This window comes from Limnohabitans sp. Rim28, from assembly GCF_000293865.2.
In the GTDB taxonomy this organism is placed as follows: Bacteria; Pseudomonadota; Gammaproteobacteria; order Burkholderiales; family Burkholderiaceae_C; genus Limnohabitans_A.
On record NZ_ALKN02000001.1, the window covers coordinates 516976 to 529381 of the forward strand.

14 protein-coding genes are annotated in these 12406 nt (G+C 60.2%); 8 read left to right on the forward strand and 6 right to left on the reverse strand.

Translation table 11 applies throughout. The annotated features are described in order from the left end of the window. Positions 1–94: 94 nt before the first annotated feature. The gene (tsaD, locus tag B472_RS02455; RefSeq protein ID WP_026039793.1) at positions 95–1144 is read right to left on the reverse strand and encodes a tRNA (adenosine(37)-N6)-threonylcarbamoyltransferase complex transferase subunit TsaD; all 1050 of its coding nucleotides are present in this window, start codon (positions 1142–1144) and stop codon (positions 95–97) included. 91 nt (positions 1145–1235) lie between these two features. On the opposite strand from tsaD, the gene B472_RS02460 reads away from it, so the two are divergent. Then, positions 1236–1925, forward strand: coding sequence for a substrate-binding domain-containing protein (locus B472_RS02460; protein ID WP_040506049.1), 690 nt, complete (start codon positions 1236–1238; stop codon positions 1923–1925). Positions 1926–2052: 127 nt separating this feature from the next. Further along, a complete protein-coding gene (gene cobA, locus B472_RS02465; RefSeq protein WP_019428253.1) occupies positions 2053–2832 on the forward strand; it encodes a uroporphyrinogen-III C-methyltransferase in 780 nt (259 codons plus the stop codon). A 2-nt stretch (positions 2833–2834) separates the two neighbouring features. Here the strand turns inward: cobA and B472_RS02470 are convergent, their stop codons facing one another. After that, positions 2835–3164 (reverse strand): CcdB family protein, encoded by a 330-nt coding sequence (locus B472_RS02470; protein WP_019428254.1) that lies wholly within the window; start codon positions 3162–3164, stop codon positions 2835–2837. An 18-nt stretch (positions 3165–3182) separates the two neighbouring features. After that, entirely contained in the window at positions 3183–3428 is a 246-nt protein-coding gene (locus tag B472_RS02475; protein ID WP_026039794.1) for a type II toxin-antitoxin system CcdA family antitoxin, read from the reverse strand. A gap of 68 nt (positions 3429–3496) precedes the next feature. Here B472_RS02475 and B472_RS02480 point away from each other — a divergent pair, with 68 nt between their 5' ends. The 3 genes from B472_RS02480 (at position 3497) to B472_RS02490 (ending at position 5690) form a co-directional block, all read left to right on the forward strand. Next, positions 3497–4762 (forward strand): NAD(P)/FAD-dependent oxidoreductase, encoded by a 1266-nt coding sequence (locus B472_RS02480; protein WP_019428256.1) that lies wholly within the window; start codon positions 3497–3499, stop codon positions 4760–4762. 152 nt (positions 4763–4914) lie between these two features. After that, positions 4915–5127, forward strand: coding sequence for a 30S ribosomal protein S21 (gene rpsU / locus B472_RS02485; protein ID WP_019428257.1), 213 nt, complete (start codon positions 4915–4917; stop codon positions 5125–5127). Positions 5128–5243: 116 nt separating this feature from the next. Next, positions 5244–5690, forward strand: a complete 447-nt coding sequence (locus B472_RS02490; protein ID WP_019428258.1) for a GatB/YqeY domain-containing protein — start codon at positions 5244–5246, stop codon at positions 5688–5690. Positions 5691–5731: 41 nt separating this feature from the next. Here B472_RS02490 and B472_RS02495 read toward each other — a convergent pair whose 3' ends face one another. Next, positions 5732–6622 (reverse strand): DMT family transporter, encoded by an 891-nt coding sequence (locus B472_RS02495; RefSeq protein ID WP_019428259.1) that lies wholly within the window; start codon positions 6620–6622, stop codon positions 5732–5734. 13 nt (positions 6623–6635) lie between these two features. Then, on the reverse strand, positions 6636–8120 hold the full coding sequence (gene pmbA, locus B472_RS02500; RefSeq protein ID WP_019428260.1) for a metalloprotease PmbA: 1485 nt from the start codon (positions 8118–8120) through the stop codon (positions 6636–6638). 22 nt (positions 8121–8142) lie between these two features. On the opposite strand from pmbA, the gene yjgA reads away from it, so the two are divergent. Both yjgA and mog read left to right on the forward strand, forming a co-directional pair. Beyond that, complete coding sequence (gene yjgA / locus B472_RS02505) at positions 8143–8802, forward strand: ribosome biogenesis factor YjgA (RefSeq protein ID WP_019428261.1); 660 nt, start codon at positions 8143–8145, stop codon at positions 8800–8802. Next, positions 8795–9391 carry a molybdopterin adenylyltransferase gene (mog, locus tag B472_RS02510; RefSeq protein ID WP_019428262.1) on the forward strand — a complete coding sequence of 199 codons (597 nt, stop codon included), beginning with the start codon at positions 8795–8797 and terminating at the stop codon, positions 9389–9391. Before yjgA ends, mog begins: the two co-directional genes overlap by 8 nt. Positions 9392–9781: 390 nt before the next feature. Here the strand turns inward: mog and B472_RS17300 are convergent, their stop codons facing one another. Further along, positions 9782–10093 (reverse strand): hypothetical protein, encoded by a 312-nt coding sequence (locus B472_RS17300; protein WP_238147360.1) that lies wholly within the window; start codon positions 10091–10093, stop codon positions 9782–9784. Between B472_RS17300 and rpoD the strand changes: the two genes are divergently transcribed. After that, positions 10068–12323: an RNA polymerase sigma factor RpoD gene (rpoD, locus tag B472_RS02515; RefSeq protein WP_019428264.1), complete on the forward strand. Its 2256-nt coding sequence runs from the start codon at positions 10068–10070 to the stop codon at positions 12321–12323. The genes B472_RS17300 and rpoD overlap by 26 nt on opposite strands. The last annotated feature ends 83 nt before the right edge of the window (positions 12324–12406 follow it).

A 12406-nucleotide genomic window follows, 5' to 3' on the forward strand; every position in this document is an offset into this window, starting at 1 on the left:
ACACAAAAAAGAAGCGGAGTTTAACCAGTCGAAGCGCGCAGACTAGGGTTAACCCGCATTCCAACAGGGCTTGTTCAGCGCGCGTTGTGATGCCTCAAGGACCGACCAGCTCGTGCAGGGGCCAGCGTGGCTTCACGTCGAAGCTGTAACGCGCCTCGGCCTGTTGCGCTCCGGCTTGCAAGCGCATGGCAGCGGCCATGGCGATCATGGCGCCGTTGTCGGTGCACAGGTCCAGCTCGGGGTAGTGCACGCGCACTTGCGCTTTGGCGCAAGCGGCGTTGAGCTGCGCACGCAGTTCGCGGTTGGCCCCCACGCCACCGGCCACCACCAAGCGCTTCATGCCACTGGTTTTGAGCGCGGTCATCGATTTTTTCACCAGCACTTCGACAATCGCGGCCTGCGTGGATGCGGCCAAGTCGGCACGCTCAGGCGCGCCTTCGGTGTGGGCGGCGGGGCCGATTTTTTGGCTCTGGGTGAGCACCGCCGTTTTGAGTCCTGCAAAAGAAAAATCCAGATCGCCGCTGTGCAGCAAAGGGCGCGGCAGCTTGTAAGCCGCCGGGTTGCCCTGCTCGGCCAAACGCGACAGGCCTGGGCCACCGGGGTAAGGCAAGCCCATGAGCTTGGCCGATTTGTCAAAAGCCTCGCCTGCGGCGTCGTCGATCGTCTCGCCCAGCAATTCGTAGTGGCCCACGCCGTCCACCCGCATCAGCTGCGTGTGACCGCCCGAGACCAGCAAGGCGATGAAAGGAAATTCGGGTGGATCGGCGCTCAAAAACGGCGAGAGCAAATGACCTTCCAAATGGTGCACGCCCAACACAGGCTTGCCCAAAGACGCCGCCAGCGCACAGGCCACACCCGAGCCCACCAAGAGCGCGCCGGCCAAGCCCGGGCCCCGGGTGTAGGCCACCACGTCGATGTCAGCCAAGGTGGCCCCAGCCTCGGCCAGCACTTGGCGGGTGAGCGGCAGCACCCGGCGTATGTGGTCACGGCTGGCCAACTCGGGCACCACACCGCCATAGGCCTGGTGCATCTCGATCTGGCTGTACAGCGCGTGAGACAGCAGACGCGGCAAAGCATCGCCTGTGGTCTTGACCAAGGCCACGCCGGTTTCGTCGCAGGAGGATTCGATGCCCAAAATTTGCATGCGGGGTAGTTTAAGCGGGGCACCGCGCTTGGGCGCAGCTTGGCCATAATCCAGTCCACTGTTCATACGACACCCAACCCTAGCCCTGCCCATGACCACACTTCGACTGATTTCCTCCATGGCCACCAAACCGTTGCTGGCCGATTTGGCAGCGCTTTACCAAAGGCACGCCCCGGGGGTCCTCGTTCAGCTTGAATCGGTAGGCGGGGTTGACGCCGCCAAACGCGTGCAGGCCGGCGAAGCCTTTGACGCTGTGGTGCTGGCCAGCGACGCCATCGACCGTCTTGTCGCCAGTGGTCATGTCCTGACCGGCAGCCGGGCGGATTTGGTGCTGTCGGGCGTGGCGGTCGCCGTGCCTGCAGGCCAGCCGATGCCCGACATTTCATCCGAAGCTGCACTCAAGGCGGCCATTTTGGCCGCCCCCACATTGGGTTATTCGACCGGCCCCAGCGGCGTGCAACTGGCCAAACAGTTTGAGGCATGGGGCATCACTGAACAGATCAAAGACCGCATCGTGCAAGCCAAACCGGGCGTCCCTGTGGGCGCGCTGATTGCCCAAGGCGAAGTCGCCTTGGGCTTTCAGCAGCTGAGCGAGATGCGTGGGGTCGCGGGCATCACCGTGCTCGGCCCCCTGCCTGATGCGGTGCAAATCACCACCACGTTTTCGGGCTCAGTGGCCGCGACCAGCGCCCAGGCCCAAGCGGTGCGGGATTTGTTGGCGTTTTGGACCTCGCCAGCGTGCAAGACCTTGAAAGAGGAACACGGCATGCACGCCGCCTGAAGGTCGCCCCAGCTGGGCAGGCCGGCGAACGGCGTCATTTGCTTTATGCCAATAAAGTATTTGGTGGCCGCATTGTTAGATCAGAAAATTGGATCCATTGATTTTCTGATCTGATTTTTGAACGGACATGAGCCCTCACTTTGCCTACCGCTGCACTTTGGTCGGCGCCGGACCCGGCGACCCAGAACTGCTGACCCTCAAAGCCGTCAAAGCGATTGCCAGTGCCACTGTCTTGCTGGTCGACGACTTGGTCAACGACGCCGTGCTGTCCCACGCCTCACCCACCGCACGCATTGTCCATGTGGGCAAGCGCGGTGGTTGCCAAAGCACGCCGCAGGGCTTCATCGACAAACTGATGATCAACGCCGTGCACGAGGGAGAACGCGTGGTGCGCCTCAAGGGCGGCGACCCTTTCATCTTTGGCCGGGGCGGCGAAGAAGTCGAGCACCTGCGCCAAGCCGGCATTGACGTGGACGTGGTCAATGGCATCACTTCAGGCCTGGCGGGCCTGAGCAGCTTGGGCGCTCCGCTGACGCACCGTGAACATGCCCACGGTGTGGTGTTCGTCACAGGCCACGCCAAACCGGGTGACAGCGGCACCGACTGGCCCCAACTGGCGGCCACCGCAAGGCAGGCCAAACTCACGCTGGTCATTTACATGGGCGTGAGCAGCCTCGAGCACATCGGCCAAGGCTTGCTCAGCGGCTTGCCTGCCCAAACGCCTGTGGCCGTGGTGCAAAACGCCAGCTTGCCCACGCAGCGCGAGGCCCTGACCACACTGGGTGAACTGGTGCACACCGTTCAACGCGAACAACTGGAAAGCCCCAGCATCATCGTGGTGGGCGATGTGGTGCAAGGGGCCCGGGCTTGGACTGCACAGCCACAGACCGCCCAAAAAGCCGCCTGAGTTCAGCCCCAGCTGCGCGTCAGCAGCTCATCGAGGGCATCGGCGATCACCGGCCCCTGATCGGCCAGACTGCCGACACACGGACCGAGCTGCTCGCTGGCCACCGACACCATGTCCAGTGGGTGCAGCACCACGGTCTGACCCTTGATTTTGAACACCGGATTCATGCGGGTACCGGACACTTTGGCCCCTGCTGGCAAGGCCGAGCGGAGCACCAGTGGTACCACGACTCGGCGACGGTAGCCGTCGAACAGCGAAGACTGCACCAGCACCACCATGGGAACCGCCTCGCGCATCGGGCCAGGGTTCAGGTGAACGTCGTATTGCGGCATGAAGGGCTCCGATGCGGCTTACAGCGTAGAGTGCCCATCGGCGTACGAACCAGACGCGTCATGCAGGGCATTCCATTCGGCCACGGCCCGTTGCGCCTGCTCACGGTGCTTCTGGCGTGCCTGCCTTTCAGACAGCACATACGCCTGCAGCATTTCTTCGACCTTGGCCGAAAGATTGCCGCAATAGGCGCGGGACTCTTGCACCAGCGCTTCGTTGAGCGAGAGGTTGACAGGTTTTTTGGCGAGGGAATCAAAAGCAGACATAGCGCACGCTCCTTCTGTGCGCATTGTATGCGCATGATCGACTGACAACCCAGCTAAACTCTGACCCCATGAGTACATGGGATGTGGTGATCGTGGGGGCCGGGGCTGCCGGTTTGTTTTGCGCGGGCGTGGCGGGCCAACGCGGGCTGAAGGTGCTGCTCATCGACCACAGCGACAAAATTGCCGAAAAGATCCGCATCTCGGGTGGCGGGCGCTGCAATTTCACCAACCGTTTGCTCGATGCTTCGGCGCCACAAAAGCACTTCATCAGCCAGAACCCGCACTTTTGCCGCTCGGCCCTGTCGCGCTTCACGCCGCAAGACTTCATCGATCTGGTGCAACAGCACGGCATCGCTTTCCACGAAAAACACAAAGGCCAGCTGTTTTGCGACCACTCGGCCGAAGACATCATCCGCATGCTGCTGGCCGAATGCGCCGCAGGTGGCGTGGAAATTCGTTCGGGGAGCAGCGTGAAGTCGGTGCATGCCGAGTCAGGTGAGCCTGCACCTTCGGGGGCAAAGTCCCGTTACACGCTGGTCACCAGCGAAGGCCCTTTGCAGACCACGTCTTTGGTGGTGGCCACAGGGGGTTTGTCCATTCCTAAAATCGGCGCCAGCGACTGGGGTTACCGCATCGCCAGCCAGTTCGGCCTGCGCTTGGTGGAGCGCCGCCCGGGTTTGGTGCCTTTGACCTTTGACGGGGATGCTTGGGCCCCGTATGCCCAACTCGCCGGACTCGCATTGCCTGTGGGCATCGAGACAGGCGAAAAGAAGAGCCGCATGCACTTTGACGAAGACCTGTTGTTCACGCACCGGGGCCTGTCGGGGCCGGGCGTGTTGCAAATTTCCAGCTATTGGCAAGAAGGCACACCGATACGGCTGAATCTGGCCCCCGAGGTCGACCTGACTGGGCGTTTGCAAGAAGCCAAGCTGCGCTCCAAAAAGCTGCTGGGCAACGAGCTGGCCACCCTCGTGCCCAGCCGGCTGGCCGATGCCTGGGTGAGCCAAGAGCCGGCCTTGCAGCGCACTGCGGCCGATGTGCCCGACAAAGCCCTGAACAAATTGGCCGAGGCACTGTCGAACTGGCAACTCACCCCCACGGGCAGCGAAGGCTACAAAAAGGCTGAAGTCACGCTGGGCGGGGTGGACACGCGCGATGTGTCCTCGCAAACCATGGAGTCCAAACAGCATGGCCTCTACTTCATTGGCGAAGTGATGGACGTGACAGGTTGGTTGGGCGGCTACAACTTCCAATGGGCTTGGGCCAGTGGCCATGCCTGCGCAGAGGCCCTGGCAGTGGGTGCTTTACCCCGTTCAGAGGCCAACAGCGCCTGAAATTTGGGATTTCATGGCTATAATCTCAGGCTTTGCTGGCAAACCCCCGTCTGCCAAATACTAGTTCGTGACGGGGATCCGCCGAAACTGGCTTTCAAGGGCCCGATCTCCCTTGCTTGTTCAGCCGGCACATTTTTGGAAACTTTGATTCAATGACCACCATCCGCGTGAAAGAAAACGAGCCGTTTGACGTCGCCCTGCGTCGCTTCAAGCGCACCATCGAAAAACTCGGCCTGCTGACCGATCTGCGTGCCCGCGAGTTTTACGAGAAGCCCACCACCGAGCGCAAGCGCAAGAAGTCGGCTGCCGTCAAGCGCCACTACAAGCGTGTGCGCAGCATGCAATTGCCCAAGAAGATGTATTGATCTTCGGTTTTGTATGACCTGAAAGGTCTGCAAACAAGCCCGCTGGAGGACGCTCAGGCGGGCTTTGTTGTTTCTTGATTTCCTTTTTTGTTGAAACCCCGTTGCAGGAGCCTCTCATGAGCCTGAAAGCACAAATCACCGAAGACATGAAAACCGCCATGCGGGCCAAAGACGCTGAGCGCCTGGGCACCATCCGCTTGCTGCTTGCGGCCATGAAGCAAAAGGAAGTGGATGAGCGCATCGAGTTGGACGATGTGGCCGTGGTGGCCATTGTGGACAAGCTCATCAAACAGCGCAAAGACTCGATCGCCGCTTTTGAACAAGCCGCCCGCCAGGACCTGGCCGACAAAGAAAAAGCCGAAATGGCCGTGTTGTTGGCTTACCTGCCTGCGCGCATGTCGGCCGAAGAAGTCACTGCGGCCGTGCAGGCCATCGTGGCCGCGTTGGGTGCCAAGGGGCCAGGCGACATGGGCAAGGTGATGGGCGCGGTCAAAGCCCAGTTGGCAGGCAAGGCCGACATGGGTCAGGTATCGGCTGCGGTCAAGGCGGCTTTGGCGGGCTGATCGCGGCCGGAGACCGCTACTTCAAGCCTGGAGTCAGGGCTTCAGGCTTGCAAGATCAGCGCAGCGCCGGCCACGGCCAACACCGCCCCACCCCAAGCCCCCCAGGCCGGACGGCGGCGGTACACCCCCCACAGCAGCGGCAACAGCAAGATGGGGGTGAGTGACGAGAAAATGCCCACCAAATTGGCTTGGCCTGTGTGCAGCGCCTGCAAGATCAAGGTCATGCCCAGCGCCATGGCCACTGCCGCACTGGCCCAGGTGTTGAACAAGGTCTTCGCATCCAGCGGGTTTTGCACTTTGGCCACTTGAGCCCCGGCCCACAGCAGCGCCAAGTGCGCCAAGAAACTGGCCGAAGTACGCACCGCAGAGGCCGATACGGCATCCACCCCGGAGGCCATCAAAGGCTTGATCATCAAGGTGGCGACCGACTGACACATGGCCGCCAGCAGGCCCAACAAAACCCCGGTCAGCAAACTGCCTTGGGTGTTTTCCCAAGCATGGGTTTCGCTCTCGCGGCGACCCCACACAATCGCCACCATCACGCCCGACACCAGCAAGCTGCCGCCCACCAAGGTCCAACCCCACAAGGTTTCACCTAAAAACAACCAAGCCAGCAAGGTGGAAAAAATGGCGTGCGTGGCAAAGAGCACGCCACTTCGGCGCGGCCCCAGCCGGTTCATGCAGGCAAACAGCGCCGTGTCACCAATGAAGATGCCGATCAAACCCGACAAGGCCAGCAAGGCCACGCTCGAAGCATCCAGGCTGCGCCATTGACCGGTGAGCAGCGCCATGGCCCACAGCAGGGTCAGGGCAAAAAACAAGCGCCAGCGGGTGAACGCAAAGGCCCCCATACGGCTGGAGGCCGCAGCCGAAAACAAACTGCCCACCGCCCAAGACAAAGCGGCCAGCGCCGCCAAGAGTTCAGCCTGCACAACGCAGCAGGGCTTAACTGCCCGCCAACTTCATGCGGTTGACCAAGATGGAGCCGGTGGATTTGGCGCCCATGTTGTAAGCGTCAGCGCCCACGGCCTCGATGCCCATGAACATGTCTTTCAGGTTGCCCGCGATGGTGATCTCATGCACCGGGTAAGCGATCTGCCCGTTTTCGACCCAAAAGCCACTGGCCCCGCGCGAGTAGTCACCCGTCACGTAGTTCACACCCTGCCCCATCAACTCGATCACAAACAAGCCTGTGCCCAATTTTTGCAACATGGCGTTCAGATCGTCACCCGGTTGTGTCAGGCGCGAAGTCATGGACAGGTTGTGCGAACCGCCCGAATTGCCCGTGGTCTTCATGCCGAGTTTGCGGGCCGAATAACTGCTCAAAAAATAGCCTTCAACACGTCCGCCCTTGACCACTTGGCGGCGCGCCGAGCGCACGCCCTCGTCGTCAAAGGGTGAGCTGCCTTTGCCGCGCATCACAAACGGGTCCTCTTCGATATCGATGTGCTTGGGGAACACTTTTTTGCCCAAGGAGTCGAGCAAAAAGCTGCTTTTGCGGTACAGGGCACCGCCGCTCACAGCCTGCACAAATCCCCCCAGCAAGCCTGCAGCCACGGGCGACTCGAACAAGACCGGACATTCGGTGGTAGCGATTTTTCGTGCCCCCAAGCGCGACAAGGCGCGCTCAGCAGCGTATCGGCCCACGGCCTCGACCGAGGCCAACTCATCGGCCGAGCGCATCGAGGTGTACCAAGCGTCGCGCTGCATCTCGGCGTTGCGACCGGGCAACTTGGCGATGGGCGCGACGGACACGCTGTGGCGCGAGCTGGCATAACCGCCCCGAAAGCCATGCGTGTGGGCGCTGAAAAAATGGCTTTGCTGGGCCGACACGGCAGCGCCGTCGCTGTTGGTGATGCGGCGGCTGGTTTTGAGCGCAGCAGCTTCGCATTGCAAAGCAATGCGAGCGGCCTCCTCGCTGTTGATGCGCCAAGGGTGGAACAAATCCAGATCGCGGTGCTTGGTCTCGATATCGGCTTCGTCCGGCAGACCGGCCGTCGGGTCCTCGGCCGTGAAGCGGGCAATGTCATAGGCCGCTTGCACCGTGCGCTGGATGGCGGCTTTGGAAAAGTCCGAAGTGCTGGCATTGCCCCGGCGGTGGTCCACATAGACCGTCACGCCCAAGGACTTGTCGCGGTTGCGCTCTACGTTTTCGAGTTCGCCCTTGCGCACGCTGACCGACAGGCCGCAACCTTCAGAAGCCTCGGCACCTGCATTGGTGGCTCCGAGTTTTTTGGCGTGCGCCAAAGCGGTGTCAACCAGCTCTTCAAAATGATCCCGCGAGTAACTGAAACCATCATGGGCTTTCGCATTGGAGGCAGTGGTGCTTTTTTTCACGGAAATTTTCACGAAGAGGCTCTCGAAAAAAATGGCGGGCGCCAGGCCCGCAGTGGCCGCTATGATACTTGCCACCCAGCCCCTGCGCTGCATCTGAAAACGAGTTCCCCCAGTCATGTCCCGTAAACCCAAAAAAGGCTATTTCGTCCGGGGTCAGTTTGTTGCCGAAGGCAGCGAACTCGACCTGGAGTACAAGCGCGAGCTCAAAGGTGGCCTGGACGGCCCCAGCCGCACTGAACTCAAACGTGAAAGCACCGAACTGCAAGATTTGGGCACCGATCTGCTCACCCTGCGCCGGGACCTGATGGAAGGCCTGGCCCTGCCCGACAAACTGGTCGATGGCTTGGCCGAAGCCAAGCGCATCACCAACTTTGAAGGCAAGCGCCGCCAGATGCAGTTCATCGGCAAGCAAATGCGATTGCTCAGCCCCGAGACCTTGCAAGCCGTGCGTGAAGCACTCGACATCCAACGCTTGGGCAGCGCCAAAGACACCCAAGCCCTGCACTTGGCCGAGGCCTGGCGCGACCGCCTGATCGCCGACGACGCGGCTGTGGGTGAATGGCTGGCACACCACCCCCAAACCGACATCCAGCAACTTCGGGCCTTGGTTCGCCAAGCCCGCAAAGACGCGGTGCCCTTGACCAATGCCGCAGTCTCACAAGGCTTGGCCCCAAGACAAGGTCGCGCCTACCGCGAATTGTTCAAGCTGGTGCGCAGCGTGCTCACGGGCGGTCAAAGCGACGAGAACCCTGAAGAGGCGTCTGAAGATGCGTGAATCCCCCTTTGATCCGGTCAAAATCGGCATCGTCTCCATCAGCGACCGGGCCAGCACCGGTGTGTACGAAGACAAGGGCCTGCCCGCACTGCAAGACTGGTTGACCCAAGCCTTGCACAACCCCATCCGCTTCGAGCCCCGCTTGATCCCCGACGAGAAAGACCGCATCAGCGCCACCTTGATCGAGCTGGTCGATGCCGGTTGCAGCTTGGTGCTCACCACCGGCGGCACAGGCCCTGCCCTGCGCGATGTGACGCCCGAAGCCACACTGGCTGTGGCCGACAAGGAAATGCCCGGATTTGGCGAACAAATGCGCCAGATCAGCCTGAAGTTTGTGCCGACCGCGATCCTGTCGCGCCAGGTTGCCGTCATCCGGGGCCAGAGCCTGATCATCAACCTGCCGGGCCAACCCAAATCGATTGCTGAGACGCTGGAAGGCCTGAAAGACGCCGACGGCAAAGCCGTGGTGCACGGCATTTTTTCGGCCGTGCCCTATTGCGTCGACTTGATTGGCGGCCCTTACATGGAAACCCGGGACGACATTTGCAAGGCGTTCCGTCCCAAAACGGCCATTCGGCCCAAGCCCTGAAGTCTTTTTTGAAAACAGACGGCCTTCGGCGGCCTTGGGGCCCCTTTTGAAGGAAATCCTGGCGAATTCGGCATGGCCTAGCCCATCAAACGCCCTCTTTCCTTCGGAATAAAGCTGACCTTTAGGTATAATCCATTTTTTTCGGCAAGAGCGACAGCAGCACCTCCGGCTAGACCAACGCCATCAGCGCGATGCCCCCATGTGGGCCGGTCACCGTTCCGCAAGGACTGCACACCAAATGTTCGCCCAACATCTTGCCATTGCAGATCGGATGCCCAAATAGGCTTTGATCTGTGTCTTAAACCCACGCCCGCGCCGGGATGTATTTGGCGCTGACTGTGTCCGTTTCCTTGTTTGTTTTGATGTTCTGAGGTGTTCGTTCATGCCTGCTCAAAATTCGAAGAAGCCTGCCCAGGCCGCTGCCAAATCCAAAACCGTTGTCAAAGCTACCGCTGCCAAAAAAGCACCCGCGCCTGCCGCTGTGCCCAAAGCAGCCAGCAAAGTGATCGCTAAAGCACCGGCCAAAAAGCCCGCCCCCGTGGTGAGCAAGGCCAAAGCGCCTGCCAAAGTTGCTGCGAAACCCGCAGCAAAACCGGCAGCCAAAGCCATCCCCAGCAAGCCCAAAACAACGGCAAAACCGGCGACGCCTGTCAAGCCTGTGAAGAAAGCTGCATCCGTGCCCGCCAAGAAATCTGAAGCCATTGAAAAAACACCTGCCGCCAAAGTCAAAGCGACAGCGCCCGCAGCAGAAGTGAAAAAACCGACCAAAGCGGCCAAGGCCTCTGCACCCGCAGAAGCGAAAAAGCCAGCAGCCTCCAAAGCACCACCGGCCAAAACAACGACCGGCGCCAAACGTGGCCCCAAAAAGAAAGGCAGCATCGCCGAACCCAGCATTGAAGAAGAGTTGGAGCTCGCTGCCCTCGAAGAAGACTTGCAAGGCGAACCTGTCGCCGACAACGTGTCCGAGACCGGCGAAAAGGTCAAGCCCCTGCGCATGAAGATCAGCAAGGCCAAAGAACGCGCCTTGATGAAAGAATTTGGTCTGGACGAAACCGTCTTGACCGAAGCCGAGATGAAGCAGCGCCGCGACCGTCTGAAAGCCCTGATCAAGCTGGGCAAGACACGCGGCTACCTCACCAATGGTGAGATCAGTGACCACTTGCCCGACAAATTGGTCGATGCCGAAACCCTGGAAGTGGTGATTGCCACCCTGAACGACCTGGGCGTGGCGGTGTACGAGCAAACGCCCGACGCCGAGAGCCTGATCATCACCGACAACGCGCCCACAGGCTCGACCGAAGAAGAAGCCGAAGAAGCGGCAGAAGCCGCCCTGTCCACCGTGGACAGCGAATTCGGCCGCACCACCGACCCAGTTCGCATGTACATGCGCGAAATGGGCACCGTGGAACTGCTGACACGCGAAGGCGAAATTGAAATCGCCAAGCGCATCGAAGGCGGCTTGATGGACATGATGGCCGCGATCAGCGCTTCGCCAGCCACCATCGCCGAAATCCTGCGCCTGGCCAACGAAATCCGCGAAGGCAAGATCGTCATCTCCACCGTGGTGGACGGCTTTGCCAACCTGAACGAAGCCGATGACTACGTGGCCGAAGAAGACTTCGACGAATTCGACGAAGCCGATGACGACGATGGCAAAGGGGGCTCCAAAGCCCTGACCAAGAAGCTTGAAGAGCTCAAAGTCCAAGCCCTCGAACGCTTTGACCGCATCACCGAGTACTTCGAAAAAGTGCACAAGGTGTACGACAAAGAAGGCTGGGGCACGCCGGCTTACATCAAGGTGCAATCGGCCCTGTCTGAAGAGCTGATGACCATCCGCTTCACGGCCAAAACCATTGAAAAGTTGTGCGACATGGTGCGTGGCCAGGTCGACGACGTGCGCAAAAAAGAGCGCGAATTGCGCCGCATCATCGTGGACAAATGTGGCTACCCGCAAGACAACTTCATTGCCGACTTCAGTGGCCGTGACAAGAACGGCAAACGCATTCCGTCCAACCTGCTGAACCTCAAGTGGATTGAAAAACAAGCCACTGCGGGCAAGAGCTGGAGCGCGGTCATGGGCCGCAACATCCCGCCGGTGCAAGACCTGCAGCAAAAATTGACTGACTTGCAATCGCAAGTGGTGGTGCCGCTCGATGAGCTGAAAGACATCAACAAGCGCATGAACGCCGGTGAGCGCTCATCGCGTGATGCCAAGAAAGAGATGATCGAGGCCAACCTGCGTCTGGTCATCTCGATCGCCAAAAAGTACACCAACCGCGGCCTGCAATTCCTCGACCTGATCCAGGAAGGCAACATCGGTTTGATGAAGGCGGTGGACAAATTCGAATACCGCCGGGGCTACAAGTTCTCAACCTATGCCACTTGGTGGATCCGTCAGGCCATCACCCGCTCGATCGCGGACCAGGCGCGCACCATCCGCATCCCGGTGCACATGATCGAGACCATCAACAAGATGAACCGCATCTCGCGTCAGCACCTGCAGGAATTTGGCTTTGAGCCCGATGCCTCCATCCTGGCCGAGAAGATGGAGATTCCGGAGGACAAGATCCGCAAAATCATGAAAATCGCCAAGGAGCCGATTTCCATGGAAACGCCGATCGGTGACGATGACGACAGCCATCTGGGCGACTTCATCGAAGACAACACCCACACCGCCCCCATGGACGCGGCGCTGCAAGCGGGCTTGCGCGATGTGGTCAAGGACATTCTGGACAGCCTGACACCCCGCGAAGCCAAAGTGCTGCGCATGCGTTTTGGCATCGAGATGTCCACCGACCACACCCTGGAAGAAGTGGGCAAGCAGTTTGACGTGACCCGCGAACGCATCCGTCAAATAGAAGCCAAGGCGCTGCGCAAGCTCAAGCACCCCAGCCGCTCAGACAAGCTGCGCAGCTTCATCGACACGATGTAAAACCGCACAGTTCAGCACCACCAAAAGCCTCCCGACTGCAAAGTCGGGAGGCTTTTTTGTTGTTGAAATCAGTTTTTTTTAAA